18 protein-coding genes are annotated in these 26606 nt (G+C 54.3%); 5 read left to right on the forward strand and 13 right to left on the reverse strand.

What is annotated here, in order from left to right; translation table 11 throughout:
* Window position 1: 1 nt before the first annotated feature.
* Both SAMA_RS03000 and SAMA_RS03005 read right to left on the reverse strand, forming a co-directional pair.
* Window positions 2-2551 (reverse strand): GH92 family glycosyl hydrolase, encoded by a 2550-nt coding sequence (locus tag SAMA_RS03000; protein WP_011758681.1) that lies wholly within the window; start codon window positions 2549-2551, stop codon window positions 2-4.
* A gap of 45 nt (window positions 2552-2596) precedes the next feature.
* Window positions 2597-4951 carry a GH92 family glycosyl hydrolase gene (locus SAMA_RS03005; RefSeq protein ID WP_011758682.1) on the reverse strand — a complete coding sequence of 785 codons (2355 nt, stop codon included), beginning with the start codon at window positions 4949-4951 and terminating at the stop codon, window positions 2597-2599.
* A gap of 159 nt (window positions 4952-5110) precedes the next feature.
* Here SAMA_RS03005 and SAMA_RS03010 point away from each other — a divergent pair, with 159 nt between their 5' ends.
* Window positions 5111-6130: a LacI family DNA-binding transcriptional regulator gene (locus tag SAMA_RS03010; RefSeq protein ID WP_011758683.1), complete on the forward strand. Its 1020-nt coding sequence runs from the start codon at window positions 5111-5113 to the stop codon at window positions 6128-6130.
* A gap of 56 nt (window positions 6131-6186) precedes the next feature.
* Here the strand turns inward: SAMA_RS03010 and SAMA_RS03015 are convergent, their stop codons facing one another.
* The 4 genes from SAMA_RS03015 to SAMA_RS03030 form a co-directional block, all read right to left on the reverse strand.
* Window positions 6187-7299, reverse strand: coding sequence for a site-2 protease family protein (locus SAMA_RS03015; RefSeq protein ID WP_011758684.1), 1113 nt, complete (start codon window positions 7297-7299; stop codon window positions 6187-6189).
* An 87-nt stretch (window positions 7300-7386) separates the two neighbouring features.
* Window positions 7387-7731: a DUF4144 domain-containing protein gene (locus tag SAMA_RS03020; protein ID WP_011758685.1), complete on the reverse strand. Its 345-nt coding sequence runs from the start codon at window positions 7729-7731 to the stop codon at window positions 7387-7389.
* A gap of 3 nt (window positions 7732-7734) precedes the next feature.
* On the reverse strand, window positions 7735-9405 hold the full coding sequence (locus tag SAMA_RS03025; protein ID WP_011758686.1) for a DUF342 domain-containing protein: 1671 nt from the start codon (window positions 9403-9405) through the stop codon (window positions 7735-7737).
* Between the two features lie 244 nt (window positions 9406-9649).
* Window positions 9650-10675, reverse strand: a complete 1026-nt coding sequence (locus tag SAMA_RS03030; protein WP_041409658.1) for a class I SAM-dependent methyltransferase — start codon at window positions 10673-10675, stop codon at window positions 9650-9652.
* Window positions 10676-10853: 178 nt separating this feature from the next.
* On the opposite strand from SAMA_RS03030, the gene SAMA_RS03035 reads away from it, so the two are divergent.
* The 3 genes from SAMA_RS03035 to SAMA_RS03045 are packed head-to-tail and all read left to right on the forward strand — an operon-like array spanning window position 10854 to window position 14875.
* The gene (locus SAMA_RS03035) at window positions 10854-11258 is read left to right on the forward strand and encodes a hypothetical protein (protein ID WP_011758688.1); all 405 of its coding nucleotides are present in this window, start codon (window positions 10854-10856) and stop codon (window positions 11256-11258) included.
* Window positions 11245-12396 (forward strand): porin family protein, encoded by a 1152-nt coding sequence (locus SAMA_RS19665; RefSeq protein ID WP_011758689.1) that lies wholly within the window; start codon window positions 11245-11247, stop codon window positions 12394-12396. The genes SAMA_RS03035 and SAMA_RS19665 overlap by 14 nt, the downstream gene beginning before the upstream one ends.
* Window positions 12397-12400: 4 nt before the next feature.
* Window positions 12401-14875 carry a putative bifunctional diguanylate cyclase/phosphodiesterase gene (locus SAMA_RS03045; protein ID WP_011758690.1) on the forward strand — a complete coding sequence of 825 codons (2475 nt, stop codon included), beginning with the start codon at window positions 12401-12403 and terminating at the stop codon, window positions 14873-14875.
* Here the strand turns inward: SAMA_RS03045 and SAMA_RS03050 are convergent.
* From SAMA_RS03050 to SAMA_RS03080, 7 genes are all read right to left on the reverse strand, one after another.
* Window positions 14872-16350, reverse strand: a complete 1479-nt coding sequence (locus tag SAMA_RS03050) for an alkaline phosphatase (RefSeq protein ID WP_011758691.1) — start codon at window positions 16348-16350, stop codon at window positions 14872-14874. The two genes, SAMA_RS03045 and SAMA_RS03050, sit on opposite strands and share 4 nt — an antisense overlap.
* A 38-nt stretch (window positions 16351-16388) precedes the next feature.
* The gene (gene gshB / locus SAMA_RS03055) at window positions 16389-17339 is read right to left on the reverse strand and encodes a glutathione synthase (protein ID WP_011758692.1); all 951 of its coding nucleotides are present in this window, start codon (window positions 17337-17339) and stop codon (window positions 16389-16391) included.
* Between the two features lie 30 nt (window positions 17340-17369).
* Window positions 17370-18101, reverse strand: a complete 732-nt coding sequence (gene rsmE, locus SAMA_RS03060) for a 16S rRNA (uracil(1498)-N(3))-methyltransferase (protein WP_011758693.1) — start codon at window positions 18099-18101, stop codon at window positions 17370-17372.
* 17 nt (window positions 18102-18118) lie between these two features.
* Window positions 18119-18847, reverse strand: a complete 729-nt coding sequence (locus SAMA_RS03065; RefSeq protein ID WP_011758694.1) for an endonuclease — start codon at window positions 18845-18847, stop codon at window positions 18119-18121.
* 145 nt (window positions 18848-18992) lie between these two features.
* Window positions 18993-19547: a SprT family zinc-dependent metalloprotease gene (locus tag SAMA_RS03070; RefSeq protein WP_011758695.1), complete on the reverse strand. Its 555-nt coding sequence runs from the start codon at window positions 19545-19547 to the stop codon at window positions 18993-18995.
* 72 nt (window positions 19548-19619) lie between these two features.
* Window positions 19620-20777: a C15 family peptidase gene (locus SAMA_RS03075; protein WP_011758696.1), complete on the reverse strand. Its 1158-nt coding sequence runs from the start codon at window positions 20775-20777 to the stop codon at window positions 19620-19622.
* 141 nt (window positions 20778-20918) lie between these two features.
* The gene (locus SAMA_RS03080) at window positions 20919-21830 is read right to left on the reverse strand and encodes a LysR family transcriptional regulator (RefSeq protein WP_011758697.1); all 912 of its coding nucleotides are present in this window, start codon (window positions 21828-21830) and stop codon (window positions 20919-20921) included.
* Between the two features lie 121 nt (window positions 21831-21951).
* On the opposite strand from SAMA_RS03080, the gene SAMA_RS03085 reads away from it, so the two are divergent.
* On the forward strand, window positions 21952-26505 hold the full coding sequence (locus SAMA_RS03085) for an ATP-binding protein (RefSeq protein WP_011758698.1): 4554 nt from the start codon (window positions 21952-21954) through the stop codon (window positions 26503-26505).
* Window positions 26506-26606: the final 101 nt, after the last annotated feature.

Genomic DNA, 26606 nt, shown 5'->3' on the forward strand with positions numbered 1-26606 from the left:
CTTAGTTCCCTGTCAGTGAAAATGAAGGAGGACGGTCAGTTTTGGCCTGACCAAAGGCCGGGTTTGGCTTATCGCTGAGCTTAAATTCCAGACTGGTTTTGTGGTCTATATACTCCGGCGAAATAAAGCTCTTCAGGTTTGGATGGCCATTAAGCACTACTTCATCGATATAGAGCCTGTCGTTGCTGGCGCCGGGCGCGCGAATGCTGAGCTTGCCAATCTCGGCCGCTTCAAACACGGGGGCGGCCAGTACCAGTTCGGCGCGGCCCGGCAGCATGGGGTAAAGCCCGAGTGCCGAAAACACGTACCAGGATGACATCTGTCCCAAATCGTCCTGCCCGGGAATGCCTTTTGGCGTTGGCAGCCACAGGGTGTTCAGGGTTTCGCGCACTACCTTCTGGGTTTTATAGGCGGCGCCTGTATGCAGGTACATCCAGGGGCTGTTGATGGACGGCTGATTGGACACATCGGCATAAAAGGCATCATCGCGAAACAGCACATAGCTGCCATCGGGCTTGATAAAGTGGCTATCGAGTCGCGCTTCCATAGCCGCATCACCGCCGAGCAGTGCTGACATGCCGGCACCATCAAAGGGCAGCATCCACAGATACTGAGCCGGGCTGCCTTCGACAAAGAGATGCGGGCTTGCGGGATCAAAGTCTGCCTTCCAGCTGCCATCTTTGTTACGGCCCTGAATGTAGCCCAGCTTGTCGGTGGCTTTGGGGTTGTAGAGGTTTTTCCAGTAGCCGGCGCGGGCGAGCATCTCGTCGCTCTGGCTTTGCTTGCCAAGACGTGCCGCCAGCTGCGAGAGGGCGAAATCGGCGCTCACCTGCTCCAGGGTTTCGCTGGCGCCTTCCCAGCTATTGGATTGGTCGGAAATGTAATTGAGCGACAGCCACTGATCCAGCGACGGGCGCTGACCTCGGCAGAACACCGGGCAGCCGGTGTTGCCAAGGTCAAACTGGGTCGGCTCGGTAGCAGCCTTGTACAGTGACTGATAGGCCTCTTTGACGGCAAAGTCATCGGCGCCAAAGGCGACAAAATTGGCAATGGCGATGGTGGAAGGATCGCCGGACATCACCGAGGTGGGTCCTGAATTGTGGGTCCATCTGTCCCACACACCGCCGTATTGATTGGCCTGATTGAGCATCGACTGGGCCATGTCGGAGCCAACTTTGGGCTCCATCAGGCTGATAAGTTGCAGCTGCGAGCGATACACATCCCACAGCGAATAGTTGGCGTATTGTGCCTGCTGGCCCTGACTCAGGCGGTGTACCGTGCCATCGAAGCCGGTGTACTCGCCATTGACGTCACTGAACAGATTAGGGTGGTGCAGGGCATGGTAAAGCGCGGTGTAAAAGGTGGTCAGCCGGTTTTTGGCATCCACGGGGTCGGCAGCAACGGCGACCTTGGCGAGGGTATCGTTCCAGCGTTGATTGGCCGCCGCTTCCACCGCGGCAAAGTCCTTATGGGCCTGCTCGGCAATCAGATTTTGGCGGGCATTGGCTTCACTTACGTAAGAGATACCCACCCGCATGGTGACCTTTTGCTGCACTGAGGTATCCAGCTCAAGCCACAGGCCTGAACCCTTGCCCAATTCGGGGACGCCCTTGGGGCCATAGCCGGTACCGCCCTCGCTGTAGCTGGCGCCGGGCCGCATCTTGTCATCCTGCCAGCCGCCGCTGGAGGTCACAGGTACATCGAGTTTGGCGACAAAGTGCAGGGTGTAATAGCTGTAGCGGTTGGCTTCACCCAAATAGCCGCAGAAGTTACCGCTGGTAACTGAGCCTGTGATTTCACCGGTCTCGGGGTGAAAGCGGGTGCTTGCCTTTTCGCTGCCAAGCTGGTTATAGGCGGTGCGAAACAGCAGTTTGGCGGCGGCGTCTTTGGGGAAGGCAAACTCAGCGATGCCGCTGCGCTCCGTGGCGCTTAAATTCACACCAACGCCGTTATCCAGGGTGATGCGGTAGCTGCCCGGGCGCACACTTTCATTGGCGTGGCTGTAACCCACGCTGTAGTAAGTGTCCATCAGGTCTGTGTCGGGTGAATGCTTGATAGGCTCTAAAAAAGGCAGCACAGGCACTTCGCCGGAGGCGCCAAGGCAGCCGGTGCCTGACAGGCGGGTAAAGCTGAAACCCTTAACGCGGGTGGCATCGTAGTTGTAACCGCCGGGGGAGACAGGAATGCGTACCTTTTCTTCCAGCACCCGCTTTTTCAGCCCTTCACTTTCATTCAGCAGCGCCTCGGTATAGGCGTGCTCGGGACCAAAGTTGAACATGCCAAAGGGCAGTGAGGCGCCCACAGCCACGTTGGCGGCCTGGCGATGGTTGAATACCCCCTGGCTGCCAATCAAAGGGTCAACAAAGTCCACCGGCTGTTTAATCCAGTTGGGGGCCGTTGCGTTAGCATTGGTAGTAGCGTTAACGGCAGTAGTCGCCGGGTTGGCCTGCTGGTTTCGATTTGTATCGGCTTCGCTGCTGCAGCCACTGAGCGAGATGGCGCCAAGCGCGGCAGAAACGGCGATGCCGATGAGGGTACGAGGTATGTGCATTGTCTGTCCTTGTTTGTCCTTTTCCGTTTTTGACTATGGACGTTTTTAGTTTTTGTAAGGGCTCATGGCCTTGGGGCGGGTATCAATTGCCATGCCCCAGGCTTTGTTCGGCGTAGCTGCCATCTCAAACACCAGCTCGCCACCGGCCATGATGTCATCGTGGTGCAGATAGCTTCGATTTAGCGGCTTGCCATTCAGACTGACGCTGGCAATGTACAGCTTGTCCTTGGACAGCCCCTTGGCGATAACCTTAAAGTGCTTGCCGTTACTGAGATTGAGAGTCACCTCAGGCAGCTGCGGCGCGCCAATCACGTAGGTCATATCCCCCGGCGTCACCGGGTAAAAGCCCATGGCTGAGAACAGATACCAGGCCGACATCTGACCCACATCGTCGTTACCGGCGAGGCCCGATGGCGTGTCATTTGACAGGGTATCCATGATTTGGCGGATACGTGCCTGGGTCATCCAGGGGGCGCCGGCGTGGTTGTATAGATAAGCAATGTGGTGGCTTGGCTCGTTGCCGTGGGCGTACTGGCCAATCAAACCGGCGATATCCTCATGTTCCTTGATTTTGTCGGCATGGAGCGGACGGGTAAAAAGCTCATCCAAACGCTCGATAAAGGCGCCGTCGCCCCCCTTGATATCGATAAGCCCCGCCACATCGTGGGGTACATAGAAGCTGTACTGGAAGCTGTTGCCCTCGGTAAAGGGGCCCATGTACTTGGCTTCTTCCACGTCGAAGTCTTTGTCCCAGTGGCCTTTGCTGTCGCGGCCGCGGGCAAATTTGGTTTCGGGATCAAACACGTTACGCCAGCTCTGGGCGCGCTTGTCGAAGGCTTTGGCGATGTCTGTTTCGCCCATGCTCTGTGCCATGCGGGCGATGGCAAAGTCATCGTAGGCGTATTCCAGGGTGATGGACACTGACTCGGGCAGCACATCCATGGGCACATAGCCGTATTTAAGATACTCAGGGATGGCATCGTAGTTGGGGTGGTTGGCGGTGGCGGTCATGGCATCCAGCGCCCGCTCTCCATCAAAGCCGCGAATACCCTTTTGCCAGGCGTCGCTGATAACAGAGACAGCATGGTAGCCAATCATGGTCCAGGTCTCGTGGCCCTGAAAAGACCATATCGGCAGGATACGGTCATAGCTCTGGTCATAATGGGCCAGCATGGAGTTAATCATGTCCGGCACCCGCTCGGGGGACACCAGAGTCAGCAGCGGATGCAGGGCGCGGTAGGTATCCCACAGTGAAAAAAGGCTGTAGTGGGGAAAGTCGGCCTTATGGATTTCACCATCTACACCGAGGTACTCGCCATTGACGTCCTGATACAGACTCGGTGCCTGCAGCGCGTGGTAGAACGCGGTATAGAACTGGCGCTTTTGCGACTGGTCGCCCTTGGCTTCCATCCGTTCAAGCTCGGTCTGCCAGGCGGCGTTGGCGTCGCTGCGTACCTTGTCAAAATCCCAGTGGGGCAGCTCGCTGGTTAAGTTATCCAGCGCATTACTCTTATCCACTGCTGATATGCCCACTTTTACCAAAAGCGGCGCCTGATGGGGGTTATCGAATCGAGCCAGCACCTTCACCGCCTTACCCGCAGTAAAAGGGATGCGGCTGTTGACTATGGTGGAGTGCTTGCCATCTTTCTTGTCGAGACAGCCCATGCAGCGGTAGCGGGCGTTGTCTTCGTTGATAAGTTCAATGTCGTCGAAAGGGCGGGAGAAACGGATGGCGAAGTACATGGGCCGCTCGTGCGCCCAGCCGTTGGAGCGACGCGAGGTGATAAGGGTGCTGTCGTCCACCACCCGCACATCGCTCCAAATCACCTTATTGGCAAAGTTGTAGATGCCGTGGGTCAAATCAATCAGTACATGGCCCTGATGGGTTTCGGGGAAGCTGTACCTGTGCATGCCGGTGCGAGCGGTAGTGGTGAGTTCGGCATCGATTTGATAATCGGTGAGTTTAACCCGGTAGTAGCCGGGTGAGGCTTCTTCATCGTCGTGGCTGAAACGGGAGCGATAGCCACTGTCTGGATCTGTCGCCGTGCCTGGCTCTGTGTGGGGAGTGCCTGTCATCGGCATAATCAAGAGATCGCCCAGATCCGAGTGGCCTGTGCCGCTGAAATGCGTGTGGGAGAAGCCAACTATGGTGCTGTCGTCATAGTGGTAACCGGCGCAGCGCTTGTAGATTTCGCTTTGAGGCGATACGCCACGCATGGGATTGTCGGTATCGGGGCTTAACTGCACCATGCCGAAGGGCACAACGGCACCGGGAAAGGTATGGCCATCGCCGCCTGTGCCGATGAAAGGGTCAACCCATTGAGTGAGATCTTCGGCATGCAGCTGAAGGCTGCCCAGCAGCACACAGGTCAGCAGCGACCATTTTGTTAACATTCCCATCCGCAGGGCTCCTTGCTGTTTTCTTTTTTAGGCAATGGGTTAGTATGGATAAAATGCAATTGGAACGTTCCAATTTGTGTTAATATAATTAGTGGCTGGTTATAATTCAAACCCTTTTGATGTGCTGGCGACTCTTCAGACCAGACTCAGGGAACAGGAATGCAGGCAAAAACAACCAAGAAAAACGTGACTGTGATTGATGTGGCCAAGGCCGCAGGCGTCTCCAAATCTACCGTGTCGCTGGTGCTGCAGGGCAGTGACAAGGTTAATCCCGCTACCCGCGACAAGGTGCAGGCGGCCATGGCCGAACTGGGTTATGTATACAACCGGGAGGCAGCATCGCTCAGAGGCAAGCGCTCCAATCTGGTGGCGATTGTCATCAACGACCTGACCAACCCCTACTCAGCGCAGCTAGCAGTCGGGCTTGAGGCCAATATCCGTCGTATGGGACTTTTCTCTATGGTGGTTAACTCAGGTGAAGACAAAGACACCCAAGGCCAGTTGGTGCAGAGTCTCAAAGAATACAACGTGGCTGCCTTTGTGATCTGTCCTGCCCCCGGTACAGATGCTGACTGGGTGAATCAGCTCGCGGCCACGGTGCCCGTAATCCATATAATGCGTGAGATAACGGGGGCCAAGGTGCCTACAGTGCTGCCCGATAACCAGGCCGGTACGCTGGCCTCGACCCGCCATTTGCTGAGTCAGGGTTATACCCGCATCGGATTTTTCGGCGGTAATCAGCGTATCTCAGATTACGGCGAGCGTTTGGCAGGCTTTAAGGCGGCGCTGGCAGAAGCAGGGCTTGAGCCTGCAGGAGTGTGGGAGACGGCGCTCACCAATCGCCATGGTGGCCGCCTTGCCATGGCTGAGCTGCTCGCCTCATCAACGCGGCCTGAGGCGCTGGTGTGCTTTACCGATATTGTGGCCTACGGTGCCATAGAGCAATTAAGACAACAGGGCCTGATGCCTGGCAAAGACATGGCGATAGTCGGATTTGACGATTTGGAAGACTCCAAGCTGATGACGCCGGCGCTGAGCAGTATCGCCATTGATGCCGATGCCCTCGGTGCGACGGTATGCCAGGTGTTGGAAGACATCCGCAGCGGTCAGCAGATGCAGGGATTGCAGCGACTTCCTGTGCAACTGAAAGCCAGAGGTTCCAGTCTGCGCGCGTGTTAGCCGGTCACAAGCTTAATCAAAAGGGCGCCAATGGCGCCCTTTTGATTTCTTGCTGACTAGCTTTGCAGGATTTGCAGCGGCAGACCCAGCAGGCCATCGCCCATACCGGCGAAATACCAGATGATACCGATAAAGGCTGCCAGGGTGAGGAGATACCACACGGTCGAGAAAATCTGACCGTATCTGTCCAATGGGATCAAATGGCTTTGGTGACGGGCGCGCCACTCGAATAGGATTTCTGCACTGCCAATGAGCAGCAAAAAGCCCAGCAGCGCCAGTCCCAGGCTGTAGCTCAGCCAAACCCCAAACACAGCGCCGAGGACACAAAGCAGCAGGCCTGTTTTGCTGTTCATGGAAAAGCTGATGCTCTTAATCACATGGCCACCATCCAGTGGCAAAATCGGCAGTAGGTTAAACAGGTTCAGAAGCGAGTTAAAGGCGGCAAGACCTGCGAAAAATGGATTGTCGGTTATCCACCAACCCACAAGGCAGGCCAGCGACATAAAGAGGCCGAAGGTGGGCCCCATGATGGAGATGACGACATCCTGCCAGCGAGTATTGATCTTGTCTTCCGACAGGGCCAGACCGCCCATAAAGGGAATAAGATAAAACCCTTTGGTTTTCATGCCGAAATATTTCATCGCCCGCACATGGCCGTATTCGTGTACGACCAAACAGGCTATCAGCGCCAGGGCAAACTGGAATGAGAACAGCCAGCTATAGGCGGCAAGGCTGGCCCCTGCCAATACGGCCTTAATGACCTTGGCGCTTTTCAGCAGCTTAAACCCCAGCGATGCCAGGCCCACCAGGCTCAGCTTTTGGGTATTTTGCCGGGGCAGTTCGGGTTCCTGACGCTCCATGTCTTTTTCGGTACGGGTGCCTTCGGCGAGCACCTGGTCTTCGACCAGGAGGCGATAGTCCAGCTTAAAGGGCTGCCAAATCAGATCGGTTTCGAGCCGTACCGCAATTTGCTCCGGTGCTTCCTGATTGGGTTGGTGGGATTGAAGATTGAATTCGTGTACCCGCAGGCCGTCATTCTCTATGCCTGCTGTCTTTTGTGATACCAATTGGTTATCCCAATAGAGTTCCTGCCAGCCGGCAAGTGAGCCTTCCAACCTCAAGGTTTTTCCAAGACACTGAACTCTGAGCAATTCCAAAATGCACCTCATTTTTCCCTGCGGTAAACACGCATCTGACCATCAGCATGGCCATACACAATAAATTGGCGAGCATCATAGCGGGAAATACGGGCTTTTTCAGCCCTCCAATGCATTGAGAAAATCGATGGCATCCATCACTGAATGCAGATGCATCTTGCTGGTACAACAGTGACCGAGGGTGGCGCAGTGGGCGCGAATGAGGTCATTCAAACCCTCGGGTGGCAGGGGGGCGGCTGGATGCCAGTGGGCATCTTCTTCAAGTACAAAACAGTGAAAGTTGGAATCGACCAGTTTGTCGCCATATTGCAGCAGATGTTTGGAATCAGCACAGAACCTCTGCCAGTCGTCGTTGGTTCGCAGCGGTAAGAGTTCGTTACAGCCCTGCTGTTTGAGCAGGGCTGGCCAGATTAACTGAGGATGGGGAGTTTGGCCTGCACCCATTGATCAGGGCTTGGCACTGTAATCGAAGTACACTTCCTGCCCCTGATTGGTGACTATACAGGTGCCGTGTTCCCTTTGGGTGCGGTTAAAGGCCTGACCTATATGAAGCTCGACGTTGGCAAAAATGTGTTTAAGCACTTCTACCCGATAATTGGCATAGTAATTATCAACTTCCTGTTTGAGGGCTTCAAATCGCTGTTCTTCCAGAACGCGTTCTTCTGACATGCGCTTTTTCTGCTCCATCATCATACGCACCTGTTCTAGCATAACGGGATCATCCTGCCATTCGCTCTTGGGTGGCAGTTTGCGGATCCGGGCGTCAATGTCGAGACAGGCAACCACCATGGACTTGACGCTCTCATCCAGCGCCCTGAGTTCGTTTTTCAAGTCGCTCAAATCCATGGCGCAGAAGATTTCTGTCTTGGTGCCTGCGGTAGCGCCTATGACGACGGCGCGCACCCCCTTGGCTGCATGGGCCTGCCCGCCGACCAAATCGCCCCGGCGACCATTATTGTCACTGACCAGCAGTTTACTCAGGGTGGTGGTGTTGCTGTGCAGCAACTGTTTGGTCACCTGAATATCGCCTTCGGCCACGAGTTCTGAGTATTGTACAAACTGAGCGGCAATCTGGCCCTTGGCCTTGAGCACTGTGGAGTGTTTGTTATCGGCCAGTTGGCGGCCAATAACCCCTTTACTGACGATGATGTCGCCTTCAGCCTCCAGCTGAGCCGAGTCGACAAAACCCATCACGGTAATGTCACCACTGGCTCTTACCTGCATGCCTTCATGCACATCGCCCGTAATTAACACAGAGCCCTTAAAGTTGACGTGGCCGTACTTCACATCCACTTCTTTGATTTGCAACATGTCATCCACTTGCATGCCGGTGCGGGTTTCAACCGGCTGACCTGCCACAGTGGCAATTAATTTATGGGGATCTTTGGGCGAGAGCGCCGTACCGTCACCGGGGACTAAAGGCAGGTCTTTTCCTGGGATTGGCGGCAGGGGAGTACCTTTCACGGTAAAGCCCTGTATGCCATCGGTCGCCGGGATCTTAACCATCAGGACATCGTTGGGTTTAACCGTGATAACCGAGCCCAGGTTTCGCATATCCACGGTGCCGTCTTCCCGCTCCTGTGGCTGCAGCAAACGCTCCCTCGCTAATGGGACTTTGCGGTCGAGTATCGCGTTTTCACCGTTGACCGCAGGCTTACCGATGGCAATGACCTGTTTGCAACTGGCACCGGGGGCAAGGGTGGGAATTTGTTTCAGCAGCTGCTCAATACGCACCTTACTGAGCCCCATGGAAACGCCTTCGGCCTTCAGAGCCACCAAGACATCCTGCAGGCTAATTTGTTTACCGCCATAGGCGGCGACAATCTCCATTTCAGCCTGCATTTGATCCGGGCTGACCTCGATGACGACCTTGCCATTGCGACGCTCCGCGATGGCAAAAAATTGCTCAAATTTGCCATCATCCTGACCACAGAGCTTATTGATGCTGATGACAGCCTTTTGGATAACGGGTTCGAGTGGGCAAAGTTCGGCAAAGCCGGGCAGGGCCAAGAGCTCCCTCAAATCATTTTCGCTGACAGGGCCGTGTGTTGCGGGGATCAGCCTGAGTTCCGCTTTTATGCCATCTTCGCTCAATTCGAGCAGTTCTGGAGCCAACATAATTATTACCCGTTTATCTGTTGTTATTTTTCTTCGAGCCGCCGGACGAAGACCATAAACCCCATGTCCGGCAGGGGCTTAGTCAGGGATACAGCTTCCGGAGTATAACAAGATAAACTTTCACCAAAAAAGACTTCGGTGGCTAATTTGTGCACTGATTTTCAGTTTAGTGATTTTTTTAGAGACTGGCGAATGAGGACTGGGGCGCCAAACGCCCTGATTCAGGGCATTTGGCACCGTATTATCAACGTTTTTTGTTGGCGTAGACCTTGTACTTGTTGTTTTCTGCCACCGTATTGACCTCGCCAAACACCTTGGCAATGGTATCCGAATAGGGTAGGTGGCGGTTGGCAACGATTTGCCAATTGCCACCTTTGTGCAGTTGCTTGTAACTGTCGGCCACAAAACGGGTTGCGATATCTGTGGTGCTGCTTAAACCGTCGTGAAATGGCGGGTTGGAAACAATGGCATTAAACAGGCCGTCAGTCTGCGCCAGCCCATCGGAAGCATAGACTTTCGCCTCCATGCCATTGGCCTTGAGTGACAGCTCACAGGACAAGAGCGCCATGGCATTGATATCCACACATTCCAGCTGAAGCCCGGGGTTTTGCTGCATCAGAGCGATGGCAATCACACCGGCGCCGCAGCCGAAATCCAGCACGCGGCCCTCAAGTTTGGGCAGGTTATCCAACAGTAAGGCGGTGCCCTGGTCCAGTTGCTTGTCTGAAAACACGCCCACCATATTACAGATTTGGATATCGCCGCTGGGCAGTGACAGCCGGTACCTGCTCACCCAATCTTCGGCATTGGGTTTGGTTGCCTCTGCTACCAGAGTGGCACTGTACAGCAGGCAGTGTCTGGCATTATCGATTTTACAGGCCGGGGAAAAGGCGTTGCCCAGCAGCTTATCCACTGACCTGATGCCGCCTTTGTTTTCACCGGTAATCAGCAGCGTGCCATCCGGGCGCAGGTGCCAGGCTGCGAGTGCAAATAAATAAGGTGCCAACGCTTTGGCTTTGGGGAAATACACCACCACCACATCGAATTTTTCATCCCGACTCCACTGATGACCAAATTCGCAGCGAAACCCACTTTTACCCGAAGGTTGTGCCTGAAAATGATTAAAGTCGAGCGCCAGCGCTGCGACTTCGCTGCAGTGGCGGGTCAAGTGATGTCCCAGCTCGTCCGCTTCGATGTTAATTAACATAACGCGTTGATTTTCAAGCTGCTCTATGTTTCTTGTCACGAGCTCGGAGGGGTTGGAAAGCAATGTGGTGTTCTACGTCGTGAAATTTGAGCCGATTATAGCCCATAGGCTTGCGACTCTTCAGCCACTTTTGACGGGCAAACAACGGATTCGTCACCTACGCTATAAAAGAAGGCAACAGACTACTTCGGGCCCATGTATTGGACGGCTGCGGGCGTTAGTGACCAGAAAGGGAGTGTGAATGTACCGTTTAACGACATGGATGTGGTTATTGGTGCTTAGTTTGGGAGCAAACGCCGAAATCATCACCCATGATGTGACTCTGGCCAAGGGGCTTTCAGTGTCCGAGCTGAGGTTGATTTTTTCACGGCAACGCTTGTTCTGGCCGGATGGTAGCTCTATCCGGGTGTTTATATTGCCGCCCGACTCGCAGCAGCACAGGCAATTCTGCACTGAGTCGTTAGGCGTATTTCCCTATGTGCTGCAGCGTCAGTGGGACCGCTTGGTGTATTCCGGAACCGCCGAACGCCCCGAAATCGTGGCCAGCCCTGACCAGATGCGGCGTAGAGTGATGGAAACCCCTGGCTCAATCGGTTACGTGCCGGATGAGACTACCGCAAAGGATACTGCCCATGAAAGTCACTGAATATCTGCTGCTGTCCTTACTTTACAGCGGTGCGGCCTGTGCCGGTGAATGGCAATTCAATGGCTATCTCAGCCAGGGGCTGGTGGCTGTAAGTGGCAGTGACTTTTTTACCGATGGCGATGATGTGAGTTTTTCGCTGTCTGAGGCATCCTTGATGACATCCTGGCGGCCAACTGAAACGATTCGCCTGGCTGGGGCCTTGGTTTACCGGCAACGGGGTAACCTCAGCGATGAACATTTCCACTTGGATTACTTGTTCGCTGAATACCTTTACCCCCTCGAAAATGGCTTTACCGGTATTCGCCTTGGCCGGGTAAAAAACGAAATCGGGTTTTATTCCAGCACCCGTGACGTGCCCTTTACCCGCCCTGCCATACTCTTGCCTCAATCCATCTACGCTGACTACTACCGCGATGCCCAATCACATGTGGACGGAGGTGAGCTGCTTGGCCATCACAGCTTGAGCGGTGGCATCCTTGAATGGAATGTCAGTGGCGGCGTGCTTCATGTCACCGATGATTTGAGCCGTAATATTATTGGCTCTCTCGATTATGGCCGTTTTCAGTCTGACTACTTTTATTCACTGGATATTGATTACAGCAATGACAGGTGGCGACTGGGCGGGAATCTATACCAAACCCGCATGAATTTTGAAACGGACCTTGCCAGTATGCATGGCGACGTTGAGCTATTGGCCTATGTGCTGTCTGCCCAGTATCGCTGGTCTCAGTGGGAGTTCACCACAGAGTTTTCCCGGGGCTGGCGAACCCTGAGCGAAAACATGCTGTTGGAAGAATCGGGTGCCGAGCAGCCCTATCGCGGCTATTACCTTGATGTTCGCTATCTGATGGGAGAACAGCTGGAATGGTTTGTCCGCTACGACCATTCGGTGGAAAACCTGGACGATCCCCATGGTAAACGCCTCGCACAGCAGGGATTGCCTGAGTATTTTGGTTACAGCAAAGATTGGAGCCTGGGGCTTAAGTGGCGCTTTGCAGACAGTTGGCAATTGGGGGCGGAGTATCACTGGGTGGAAGGTGCGTCCTGGGTGCCCCCTATTGTTAATAAAATACCCGCAACACAGGACGAAGACTGGTCCATTTTTGCGCTGCAACTCTCGTATCGATTGCAATGGTGAGCCTATGAATGAGATAGCACAAAGCCGTTGGTATCTGAGCCTGAGATGGAAGTTACTGGGGGCCGTGTTTACGCTGATGAGCATTCTTACCCTGGTCTTGGGCACCTTTGCCTATCAAGAGCTGGGACAGCAGCAGGCTTTTTTACTCGAGTCTCAACATCACGCATTGCAGCAACACTTGCGCCGTGCAGTAAATCAAGCGGTGGAAGATGCCGTAAGCAGCGCCCATCAGGTACTCCTTTACATGGGTCCCCGTGGGTATGCCCCGCAACTTAGCCACAAAGATCTCTCTGAGCAATGGCCAGACATGCAGCTGGCCTGGGGCATGGATACGTTTGGACGCATTGCGTCCAGTAACCACAGTGGTTTTTACCTGGGCCGCTTGCCGGGCGATCGGGAGTACAAATGGTTTCAGCGCTGGAGTAAGGCCAGCGTGCCCATCTGGCGGATTGATTGTGTGGAGCGGTGTTTACTGCAAATTCAGGTGCCGGTACTGCACAACAAAGAGCATTTTCGATATTACCTGGAATTTGAGCTGACGAACCTGCTCAGCAGCTTTCGGGCGCAGGATGAATTTGAGTTGGCGGTGCTGGGTCCTCGGGAAAACCTGGCTCAGGAATCTCTTTTCTGGGGGCGACGTCTTTTCAGTATCAGTAATCGTCAATTGAGTCTGCCCCGATTGGAGCAGGCCAAAAGCGAGTGGAACTGGCAGGAGATTTCCAACAAACAGCGCCTCTATCATCTTTCGGGTCACCCTTATGCCATGTGGTTTTTCTCTCTGGATGCCACCGAAGACGGTCCCGGAATCATAGTGATGTGGCAGTTGGATGAGTGGCATTTCCTGCTCAAGGCGTTTCAGCAAAACATGTTGGGATTGCTGCTGATAGCCTTGCTGCTCACTGGCGCGACACTGGGGCTGCTGGCCTGGTCCCCTATACGGCGCCTCGAGTTATACACCCGCATGCTGCCGCTTATTGCCGAGCAAAAGTTTGATGAAATCCGGACAAGATTGGGCACGGGGCGTGTATTGGTATCCGATGAGGTGGATGTAATGGGGCGTGCCATGATGGCGCTCACGGAACGTCAGCAAATTCTGGAGTCGGATGTCGACTCTTATACCCGAGAACTTGAGCGACTGGCCATGCTCGACATGCTCACGGGCCTGCCCAATAAATCCATGTTGTTGCATGAGCTTAATAAGGCGATTGCCTGTGTGGGGCGGGTGCACGACAAGTTGGCACTGCTGTTTTTGGATCTTGATGCCTTTAAACGTATCAATGATGCACTGGGGCACAACGAAGGCGATGAGTTGCTGAAAATCATCGCCTCGCGATTGGCCAATAGTGTTCGCAGTATGGATACGGTATTCCGTCAGGGCGGTGATGAGTTTTTGATCCTGCTGCGTGGCATACGCGACGAACAGGACGTGCGGCGGGTGATACACAAGATTTTCGCATCGTTGCAGCAGCCAGTGGTACTGGGGAATCACAAGCTGATTGTCACCACCAGCATAGGGGTGGCCATGTGTGACTCACCCAGCACCAGTGCCGAAGAGCTGATTAAGTATGCTGACCTCGCCATGTATCAGGCCAAGGATGCCGGTCGCTCCAACTTCAGAGTGTTTACCGAAGACATGTTGCACAAAGCCAATAATCGCCTGATGGTTGAGCAGGATATCAGCAGTGCTATCAGCGAGCGGCAGCTGATGCTGTTTTTACAGCCGATAGTCTCCCTGGATGGCGGCGTCATCAAGGGCTTTGAGGCGCTGGTCCGTTGGTTTCACCCCAGTCGTGGATTAATCATGCCCGGCAGTTTTATCCCCCATATTGAAGAAAGCGACGCCATTATCAGGGTGGGCAACTATGTGCTGGGGGAAGCGGTGGACATGCTTAAACGGCTCAGGCTTCAGGGGTGGGACGACCTTTACATTGCGGTGAACCTGTCGGCACGTCACTATCTGACTCCGGGGTTAAGTGATTTTATTCGTAAATTACTGACAGCCTCAGGTATTCCGCCAAAGTGCTTGCTGCTGGAAGTAACAGAAGAGAGTGTTATTGAGCAGGTAGACAAGGCCATGGAGGTGATGCGTGAGCTGAAAATGCTGGGTGTGCGCATTGCTATTGATGACTTTGGAACCGGCTATTCATCCTTGAGTTACCTAAAGCAACTGCCCTTTGATGTACTCAAAATCGACAGGTGTTTTACCGCAGGCGTATTGGAAAATGGAGCCGATACCCACATAGTCACCACAGTAATAGATTTGGCGCATCATCTGGGTAGAACCGTGGTGGCAGAGGGCATTGAAACCGAGTTACAGCGGGAGTTTTTGGAAGCCGCTGGCTGCGAACTCGCCCAAGGCTATTTATTCTCCAAGCCCATTTGTGAAGAGAGGGCGATGGAAATCCTGAAGGGCATTACTGAAGGGCGGGAGTGGCCCAGGAGCGGCGATGGCGAACTCCTGGGCAAAATGGCGGGTTAGTGAGTGGTTACGCTAATCTCAGTCTCTTGACTGACGTCAGAGCCTGGGTTGAACGCGTCATCCTGTGTTGTTTCCTGTGGCTGTGCGGTTTCCGGCACAACTGGGTTCACCAGGGGCGCTTCGCTGACAGGCGCTTCCGGTGGCAAGGTTATCGACGGGGCTGTGGGTTCGACCACAGCGGCGGCCTTTTTAGGTTTAGGTAGCAGGCTCATCATCTTCTGGGCGATTTCAGTGTTGTCCTGGTGACCGATAAAGAGTCCGGATGCGGGGCCTTGGGCAAATACCTGCACATCGAGTGCTGTGTGTCCGCCACTGGTCCAGCCGGTATAGCTGCGTTTATCCAGCATAGTTTTTATGGCACTGCTTAAAACGTCCTGCCCCTGCATTCTTGCCCGTGAAATCGCTGCTTGTTCATCTGACTCCAGGGTAAAGCCCAATTGTGTTTCAAGCTGCTCCTGCCAGACATCGCCGGCGATGATAGCCGCTGCCATGGCGTCGGGACTGGCCTTCACTCCACGCAGCAGTGCGGCATCCCACAGATATTGGTCATCTGCCCCTATGCTCAGACCGCCGGTATTGTGATCGGCAGTAATCACCATCAGGGTATCGCCACGGGTGCGAACAAATTCTTCCACCACCTCAATGGCGCGGGCAAACTCGTCCATCTCGGCCATGGCAGTCACTATGTCATTGTTGTGGCCCGCCCAATCAATCAGACTGCCTTCCACCAACAGGACAAAACCTTTGTCGTTTTGGGAGAGAAGCTCCAGCGCTTTGGCCGTGAGACGAGAAAGCTGGTGTGATTCCGGGTTATCTATCACCCAGGGCAATTGCACTTCGGCAAAGAGGCCCAACACCTTACCGCTGCTAATGGTGTCGAGCGCGCCGATGTCGGTGAGATGCTGATAGCCTTTGGCGCGGTAGTCGGCGAGCAATGACTCATCAAAATACTTTTGACCGCCGCCGAGCAGCACCTGGGCATCACTGCCCAATATGGCGCTGGCTATTTCATCGTAATTTTTGCGGCTTTCATTGTGGGCCAGAAATGCGGCCGGAGTGGCATGGTTTATCTGGCTGGAGACGGCAACGCCCGTGGCTAAACCGGCTTCCCGGGCTTTCTCAAACAGGGTGGGCAGGGGAGCTTTGTTCACATCCACCGAAATGGCGCCGTTATAGCTCTTGTGGCCGGTTGCCAACGCCGTGGCAGCGGCGGCCGAGTCGGTCACGTAGCCGGACACGGGTGCCGGGTAGGTGCTCGCCATCCCCGCCAGTAGACGGTCGAACACGGTTTGCTCGATTTCTTCGGTGTCCGGGTTGTCTTTAAAATAACGATAGGCCGAGGTGTAAGCCGGCCCCATGCCATCGCCAATCATGATGACCATGTTCTTGGGCTTGGACGGGGTTTTAAGCGGATCGGCCGCAGCGGCTGTCAGGGGCAGGGCCAGCAGCAACAGGGCCAATAATTTCGATGACATAGGGTTCCCCAAGGCAGAAGGGCGCAAGGCGCCCGCGGTTATTTCTTGTTGATACGGGCTTCGATGGCGTTCATCAGCATGCCCGTGATATCCACGTCGAAGGCCGCTTCGATTTCGCGGATACAGGTCGGGCTGGTCACGTTGATTTCGGTGAGTTTATCGCCAATCACGTCCAGACCCACAAAAATCAGACCCCGGCGCTTGAGTTCCGGCCCCAGAGCCTTGGCAATGCGCCAGTCGGCGTCAGACAGCGGCTGTGCTACTCCACGGCCACCGGCAGCAAGATTACCCCGGGTTTCACCCTGCTTGGGGATACGGGCCAGGCAATATGGAACTGGCTCACCATCCACCACCAGAATACGTTTGTCGCCCGCGGTGATTTCAGGAATAAACACCTGAGCCATGGCGTAGCAATTACCGTGGTTGGTGAGGGTTTCTATGATGACGCCAAGGTTCGGGTCGTCCTGTTTGACGCGAAAGATAGAGGCGCCGCCCATGCCATCCAGCGGCTTTAAGATAATGTCACCATGCTCGGCGTGGAACTCACGGATGCGGCCAGCATCGCGGGTGACCATGGTCAGTGGAGTAAACTCGCTGAACCAGGCGGTAAACAGCTTTTCGTTGGCGTCCCGCAGGCTCTGGGGCTTGTTGACAATCAACACGCCCGCCTCTTCGGCGCGTTCCAACATATAAGTGGCGTAAATATATTCGGTGTCGAATGGCGGGTCTTTACGCATCAGGATGACATCAAGCTCGGCCAGCGGCTGCTCAACTGCATCGCCCAATTCAAACCAGCAATCGGCGTTCTGCATTACCTTGAGGGGATGCATGCGGGCGCGGGCCTCACCCTTGACCATGGCCAGGTCCTGCATTTCCATATAAAACAGCTCATAGCCGCGACTTTGGGCGGCCATCAGCATGGCAAAGCTGGAGTCTTTCTTGATGTTGATGTCGCTGATGGGGTCCATCACTATGCCGAGTTTAATCATATTGCGTCCTCTCATGCGGGGGAGCCGGGTTTAACCCAGATCGCCAAATTTCATTTGCAGTGCCGTAATGGCGGTTAGCGCGGCCGTTTCAGTACGAAGTACCCGGGGACCGAGCAACACTTCGGTAAATTTGTGGGTTTCTGTCATGGCAATCTCTTCTGCCGACAGCCCTCCCTCGGGGCCAATAAGCAGCCTTACTCTGGGATTATCCAGCACCAGACCATTGATACCATGGTCAGCACGGGGATGAAGATTTAACTTGAGCGCGCTGGTTTGTTCGGCGCACCACTCGGCCAGATCCATTACAGGGCGAACAACGGGTACTGTGGCCCGGCCACATTGTTCACAGGCGCTGATCACGATTTTTTGCCATTGGGCAATTTTTTTATCGAGCCGCTCACCGCTGAGCTTGACGCCGCAGCGTTCTGAAAAAAGCGGCGTGATGGTGTTCACACCGAGTTCGACTGATTTTTGCAGGGTGAAATCCATACGGTCACCACGGGAGATTACCTGGCCCAGATGCAAATGCAGCGGCGATTCACTCTGGTTGTCTTCTACCGCAACAACCTTCACCGTCAGTGACTTTTTACCTGCCGAGACTATGTCAGCCAGGTAATCTTTACCATCGCCATTGAATACCCTGATCTGTTCGCCTTCACCCATGCGAAGCACCCGGCCGACGTGGGCAAAGCCATCTTCATCGAGGGCAAACTCCGCTGAGGGAGACAGGTCAAGTGGCTGGAAAATTCTTGGAATTCGCATTCGGGATCCTGAAACTGTTAATCTGCCGTTTGAACATCAAGTGCACCCGCTTTACAGCCGCGTGCAACAAAGGGATTGTGGTTACCCTGGGCGCCGGCAATAAGCTGATCTCTTTGGCACTCAATACTATCAACTGGATAGCTTTTATCCCATGCTTCAAACAACTTTAATTGGGCAGGCGCAATCTTGAGCCCATATTGAGCCTGCATGTAAAGGTAACTGCGGGCGATGGCGCCACGGCTTCGACGGGGTGGCTGTACTTGGCGAGCCTTGAAGTCCACCACCATCTCGCACTGACCATACTGGGTCGGATTTGCATTCCATTCACGGAAACGATAGTTGCTTCTGTCGCCGTTAATTTCGCCTATGGCTGGCACCAGATTATGTAAATCGGCCTCCATGCGCACGAAGGTGGTGTCACTTTGAGTACACTCCTTTCGGCCTCCCTGTTGCCAGCACTGGCGCTGGTGGCCGAATTCCCACGCAGGTACCAGATGTTCCCACTCTATCCGCTCTGCGCGTCCGGCGTTTTTGCGGACCTGATAGCCGCAGCTGTTGTGGTCAACTTCCCAGCGTTTGCCCTTGGTTTGAATGCTGCAGCCGCAGTAAAAGCTCTGCATCGGCAGTGCGGCATAGATTTTCTGGGCCGTGCGCTTGGCTTCGGCAAAGTTGGATGGAGGCGTATTCTGGGCAAAACTTAAAGACAATGGGGCAACAAATGCTGCCAAAGCAAATAGATAGCGCAATGGGTTTCCTGATACTGCTGGCCGCTTTTATTGCGGCTTTTTTGATTGGCTGGGATGTTAATCCAATGGGGTAGGGCTGACAACCTCAGAGCATGCCGCAGGGCTGGTTATCAAGGGGACACAGGTATATTCAAATTGAGTCGCGTCAGCGCGTATCGGCCTGTTGCAGGTAGTCACCGCAGCGACGGCACAGATAGCGTGTATCGCCCCTGACAATTTTATTGTGGCGCCTGACGGATAGTGGAACCGGGCCACATTGGCAGCGGTATTCGATACTTCTGCTGACGCTGCTGGTGTCCAGACTATGAGTGGTGCGGGGGGAGAGTCCAAACAGGCCGCGCATCAGTGTTTGCCACTCTTTCCCATGGGGTTTGACTTTGCCGTGGAGAGAATGGGCCAACAGATGGCAAAGCTCATGGGGAATGACTTCGGTAAAGAAGATGTCGGGGTTTTCTTCCAACAGTTTGGGATTCAAGCGGATAAGGTTGTGGCTGCTGTATGCCATACCCGCTGTTTTGCCCCGGATATCGAACCTCAGCGTGGGTCTTGGAATGTCGCGGCCAAGGCCAGCTTCTGCCCTGAGACAGGCGCGCTCGAGATGCAGGCAGGCATCTTCCTGGACTGCGGTTGCAGGCGCCATGGCATCTGTGACGAGTTGTGATCTGGCTGGCCGTTTGGACTGGCGAAAAAACGAAAACATAAGGGTCCTGAAATCAAAGGCTCTGGCATAATACCTCTGGCCCCAAGACCCAAACAAGCCTGGCGGTGTTGTTTACAGCGTTGCGGCGGCAAGCTCTACCATGGCGCGCACCTGCTCTGCTATGGCTTTCCCTGCTTCGGCGTCATATCCGGCAACCTTGGGAGTATGGATATGGCCCACGGGTAATTTGAGGCCAAACTGGTCCCTCAGCAGCACGGCACGGTAAGAAATTTCATTGGAAAGATAGCCGCCGCCTGAGCCTTCTACCGAAATGGCTTCTTGAAGTTCAGCGAGGGAAGACGCATCAAAGGTGCCTTTGCCCAGGGTGGTGACCTTGCGATTGTCATTGACCTTGTAGTTACCCGGTGCCGCCTGCATGGCTGTTACGGGTAAAGAAAATTCCACAAATTCATCGCCGTTGAGTGAGTTCCCGTTCAGCATGGGCGCTATGGGTTGGGTTTTGGTGGCACCGGTCAGTACATTCAGGTTATCCGGGGCCTCGGCGCTGCGGTTGCGGCCGGGGAAACGTTCGAGGTCGAAATCATCGCGTCCCATGCTCACGGTAAATACCGCATCAATGGACCGCTTGCGATAGAAGGGCGTCAACAGCGATTCAATCATGCCCTGATCGAAATCGGCAAAGCGCACCGGGATCATCACCGTCTCGATTTGTGCCTGCTTGCCGCCCACCTTAAATTTATAGCCATCCAGCATCAGCGCGGTGATACCCGACGGATTGCTCTGGCCTATGTTGCGGTCGAGGAAGAAGGGGTCAAAGCCGGTAAGCAGAATGCGAATTTGTACATCGTCGCCAAAATGGATATCCGAAAAACCCCGGGAGGCTGTTTCAACGGCGCGCACCAGAATGTCTCTTTGCCAGGGCACAATGGCATAGCCTGCTTTGTCCTGCTTCAAACTGGTTCGCATAGCCAGTCTGGCCCAATACAAACTGCGATCATCGATATGACCGGCCTGCACATCCCGCACCGCTTGCTGCCATAGACGAATGCCCTGATATGCCATCGCCTGGGTCACGGCCTTTTCTTCGTTACCGGCTGCCAGTTTGTCTTTGAGACCGTCAATCAGCCCCTGATAGCGGCTTGCTACTTCACCGAGGTCGCTGTTTGCCTTGGGAAGTCGCAGTTCTTCCACGTCGAGATTGGCCTGTGCCAAAAGGGGCAGAGTGCCCAGACCGGCAATGAACAGAGCAGGGAGCATACGCTTTAACATGAGGCATCCTTAACGACAAATTTCATCTTTCAGACTATGGGGTTAGCTTTAGTTTAGTCAAACTTTAGGGGTACCACAGCACGGAAAAAAAGGCGAGCTTTTCGGTCTCGAGGTGATGAATGCGCGGAGATTTTGACTGCCTTAGCCCATCATGCCAAGCAGGGATTCCTGACTGCCGAAACGCTTGATAAAGAAGTCGAGAAACACACTGATGTTGGTGGCCAGCTGTTTTCGACTGGAATAGACCCCATAGACCTTAAAGGGCTCCATGGGCCACTCGGGCAATATGGGCAACAGGGAACCGCTGGCGAGATCCTTTTTGCACTGGGCATGGGACAGCATGGCAATACCAAAATCATCCAATGCCAATTGGCGCACCATCACGGCGCTGTTAACCCGCACCTTGCGATTGAAACTGACCATGGTTTTGCGTCCCCCTTTGCCCAGAGGCCAGATGGGGGCAGAGCGTGTGGTGCCAAGTAAAATGCCGGCGTGTTGCCCCAGCTCTTTTGGTGTGGCAGGGGTGCCATGCTTTTTAAGGTAACCTGGACTTGCCACCAAAATAGGCTGACGCTCAAACAGCAATCTGGCCACATTGTCGGAAGGTTGCAGTGGGCCGTACTTGATGGCGATATCGTAACCTTCACCCACCAGACCTACATCCGAGTCGGTAAATTGGACATCGAGTTCCACACTGGGATAGAGGCGTAAAAAGCCACTGCACAAATTGGCGATTAATTCCTGGCTGAACGAGACGGGGATGGCGATACGCAGCGAGCCGGAAACGTCAGCGTGGGTATGCTCGATCACCGCCTTGGCAGCCTCGAGCTCATTCACTATGGTTTCGCAGTGCTGATAAAAAAGGGTGCCTACCTGGGTGAGGCTTAAATTGCGGCTGTCACGCTGCAGCAGTCGTACGCCAAGTTCTTCTTCCAATTGAGCAACTTTACGACTAATGGTGGATTTTGGCATGCCAATATCCCTGGCCGCCTGGCTGAAACCCTGAGATCTGACCACTGCGGCAAATAGCGCCATCCCATTCAAATCTGGCATGTTTTTTCTATCGTCTCAAAAATGGAACAAAGCGTCCAAGGCAGTTTAATGGTATTTGCAAACCGAAGGAAGGTATATTTGATGGCTAAAAATTTTCAGAGGCTTAGCAGAGGATCTCTTAATGACCACCAACAAGCAGCCCAAAAACATGACTCAAGCACAAAAGCCTGATCCGCTGTTTCTGCAAGCGGAACACCTGGCAAAGGATTTTTCGCTGTTCCCTGAGCACAGCAAACAAAGTTTATCCGAGGAAATTAAAGGTCTGTTGGACGATGCTGCCATCCAGACTAACCTCAAGTCTCTGGCAAAACTGGATGTGGACGGCTATGTCGCCAAGGTCATTCAGCCAACCCAAGACAAAAACCGCCCCGGCGCCAAGCGTATTATTGCCGATCTCAAGGGCAAGGTCATCACCGAGACCCACATGGGTTCTTTCTACAGCGCCGAAGTGGACCTGAATTTTGGCAGCCGTACCCGTCGTATCGGTTTTGTCGCCCAGGAGCGTACCACCGCCAATGGTGCCTGGATGCCTGAGCATCACCTGGCGGCCTGCAAGGCCATTCGTCATTTCGCCGAATTGTCCATGCCCATTGTTTACCTCATCGACACGCCCGGTGCGGATGCCGGTGAGATTGCCAACAGCAACAATCAGGCACACTCTATTTCCAAGGCCATCGCCGAGAGCGCCAACGTTGACGTGCCCACTGTGGGTATCGTGATTGGTGCCGGTTATTCCGGTGGTGCGATTCCATTGGCGGCAGCGAACATTCTGCTGTCTCTGCGTGATGGTATCTTCAACACCATCCAGCCTCAGGGTCTGCAAAGTATTGCCCGCAAGTACAACCTTTCCTGGCAGGAATGTGCCAAGTCGGTAGGTGTGTCCCCAGAGGAACTGTATAACGCCGGTTGCATTGATGGCATCATCGACTTCTCGCCTTCCGACCGTGATGAGCGTCAACACAATCTTCGCCGCGCCATCATCAGCTCCATCGAGGCCGTTGAGCGCGCTGCGGTTAATTTCGTTAAAGAGTCCAAAGATCTGCGTGAGCACTACGAGCGCAGTCTGACCCGCTTCCTTAATCCGTCAAACAGCCTCAAGGCACTGGAAAGCACGGCCGACATGGCGGTGGCGAGCAGCCCCACCATGCACCTGAACCTCTTCGGCAGTGCCTACCGTTATTTGCGTTACCTGACGCTGCGCAGCCGTATCCACTCCATCTCCATGGAGCAATATGGTCGTTTGTCCAAGGTGAGCGTGCCCGAGGGTGACTTGCTGGAGCGTATTCAGAAAGAGCAGGAAAAGGTATTCCAGGCTTGGTTGTCTGCCCCGGATAAAGTGGTATACGACGAAGAGCTGTCCAAGCTGTGGAACAACTTTGTTAACAAACGCAGCGAAGTCAGCACCGAGCGTAACATGCTGACTCGTTTGATTTTGGGTGAACCCAAAGAGAACTACAAAAAGGCCAAAAAAGCGCTGCTGTTCAACATCGGCTGGTCTTTGTACCATCGTTGGAAGTCCAACGCTGCCAACAACTTCAAGGGACTTATCCATTATCTGGAAACCCTGCCTGCCGAGGTGACCGAGGCCAACTGGCCAGAGCTGAACAACCTCACTGTGCTGGATGTGGTGGTGAACAAAGAACTGCGCGAAGATTTTATTTGGCAGTGCTACAACATCCTGATTTTCAATGCCCTGTACGACAACGTGGTGGGCAGCCTGGCCTCTATCGCCAAAGAAGCCATGATGAGCAAGAGTCTGTCCCGTGCCTCGGTTGACAGCCTGCTGCACAAGGCCATTGACCGCGCCCTGTCGACCCAGGACATCGCCAACGACAAGAGCAAGTTCTACAAGTGGCTGAAGTACTTCATGTCTCAGTCAAACCGTGCCGAACTGCTGACCAAAACCGAACAGTGGAAGAGCGTGGGCTTCCCACAGCTCAACGACTCGCTGTTCGTGATCCTGACGTACTTCTTTGAGCGTCTGTTGCCCGAATACTTCGACAGTGAAGACGACACCGGTAAGTACACCGGAGCCATCAACCCTGTGCGTATCGGTCGTCGTAAGGACTTCTGGAACCGCCTGACCATGGGTTATCAGGATCTGTTGATTCAGAAGGTGCTCCGCGACGAGAAGAAAGCTGGCAAGATGACCTGGGAAAACGTCATCAACAAGTTCTTCACCAATTTTGATGAGCTGAACGGCGACAAGATGACCGCCAACCTGCTCAACTTCCCAGGCTTCCGTCTGTCGATTGAAGACGCGCTGGATAAGGGCATTCGTCCTTGCGGCCTTATCACTGGTATGGCTGACTTTGAGCACAAGGGTGCTTCACTCAAGGTTGGTATCGCCGTTTCCAACACAGCCTTCCAGGCCGGTGCCTTCGATATGGCTTCAGCCGAGAAGTTCTCTGCGCTGCTGATTGAGTGTGCCAAGCGTCATATGCCGGTTATCTGCTTCATCTCTTCCGGTGGTATGCAGACCAAAGAAGGTGCGGCAGCCCTGTTCTCCATGGCCGTGGTGAACGACCGTATTACCCGCTTTATCCGTGACAACGAACTGCCAGTTCTGATGTTCGGTTTCGGTGACTGTACCGGCGGTGCCCAGGCATCCTTCGTGACTCACCCATTGGTACAGACCTATTACCTGTCAGGCACCAATATGCCGTTCGCCGGTCAGATGGTGGTTCCTGCCTATCTGCCGTCCACTTCAACTCTGTCGAACTACTTGTCGAAGGTGCCGGGTGCCATGAATGGCCTGGTGTATAACCCCTTCAGCGACACTCTGGATTCTCAGCTGTCCAGCATCGACCCTCTGATGCCAATGCCGACCCAGAAGATTGAAGAAGTCATCAAGGGCGCTATCTCTACTCTGGTGCCTGAGGCTCAGGTAGTGGACGAAGAAATCCGTCAGGATGACCCGCGCGCCCTGATGAAGCCTATCGACAAGGTGCTGGTACACGCCCGTGGCTGTACCGCGGTGAAGCTTATCCGTAAGGCTCACGACAACAATATCAACGTGGTGTTGGTGGCGTCCGACCCGGATATGACTGCTGTGCCGGCCGATATGCTGAAGGAAAATGACAAGCTGGTGTGTCTGGGTGGTAACACCTCCGACGAATCCTACCTGAACGCGTACTCTGTGCTGAAAGTGGCCGAATACGAAAACGTAGACGCGCTGCACCCAGGTATCGGCTTCCTGTCTGAGAGCCCACAGTTTGCTGCCCTGTGCGTAAACAATGGTGTTAACTTCGTCGGTCCAAGCGTGCACTCCATGACCACCATGGGTAACAAGTCCAACGCAATCAAGACCTCTCAGGCGCAAAACGTACCCGTGGTTCCAGGCTCACACGGTATTCTGTCCAACGCCGAACAGGCGGTGAACGTGGCCAGTGAAATCGGCTACCCAGTGCTGCTCAAAGCGGTACAAGGCGGCGGTGGTAAGGGTATCCAGGTGGTAAAACGCCCAGAGGATATGATCCCACTGTTTATGAAGACCTCTACCGAAGCGGCTGCGGCATTCGGTAACGGTGACCTGTACCTCGAGAAGTACGTGACATCGCTGCGCCACATCGAAGTGCAGTTGCTGCGCGACAAGTTTGGCAACGCCAAGGTATTGGGTCTGCGTGACTGCTCGGTTCAGCGCAATAACCAAAAGGTGATTGAAGAGTCAGGCTCTACCATGCTGCCACCTGAGCTGAAGCAGCAGGTGATGGCTTACACCAAGTCGCTGGGTGATGCCGTGGACTACATGGGTGCAGGTACTGTGGAGTTTATCTACAACCTGGATGCCAATGAAGTTTACTTCATGGAAATGAACACCCGTCTGCAGGTAGAGCACCCTGTGACTGAGGCCACCTCAGGTATTGATATTGTGTCTGCCCAGTTTGATATCGCTGCGGGTCGTTCCATCGAAGATCTGGAGCCTCAGGAAATTGGTTACGCCATGGAAGTGCGTGTAACTGCCGAGAAGGCCGCTCTGGACAGCAATGGCGTACTGCAACTGGTGCCAAACCCAGGCAAGATCACCGAGTGCGTGATGCCAGAGCGTGACGATGTGGAAATTATCTCCATCGCCGCCGAAGGCAAGGAAGTATCGCCATACTACGACAGCCTGATAGCCCAGATCATCATCCGTGGTGAGTCCCGTGAAGACGTGGTCACCAAGATGTACGACTATCTGGACAGCGTCGTGATTAAAGGCATTGCCACTAACATTCCGCTGCTCAAGCGTATCCTTAAGGATGCCACCTTCAACGAAGGCGTGTATGACACCAACTACCTGCCTCGTCTGATGGCTGAGCTGGATATCCCTGAGCTTATCGCCGAGATGGAAGCTGCTGCCGAAACCCAGGGCGTGGATACCGAGTCTCTGCGTGTGGGTGACTCCAACGAGCTGAAAGTATTGGCTCAGGGCGCGGGTATCTTCTACAGCTCGCCTGCTCCGGGTGAACCTGAGTTTGTCCGTGAAGGTGACATTGTGACCACCGACACCACTCTGGCGCTGACCGAAGCGATGAAGATGTTCTCCCAGGTCACTCTGGCAAGCTTTAACCGCAAGGGCGCCGTGCTCTATCCGGAAGACAAGAAGTATCGCATCGAGCGTATTCTGAATACCAACGGTCAACAGGTATCTCAGGGCGATCTGCTGTTTGTGGTCTCTCCTGTAGAAGACTGATAGCGGCTGACATAACGCCATCATGAGCCGGGTTGTAAAACCCGGTAAAAACCCGCCCCCGAGGCGGGTTTTTTATTGACTGTCCCCACAAGAAACGGTGT

It is taken from the genome of Shewanella amazonensis SB2B, assembly GCF_000015245.1.
GTDB classification, from domain to species: Bacteria; Pseudomonadota; Gammaproteobacteria; order Enterobacterales; family Shewanellaceae; genus Shewanella; species Shewanella amazonensis.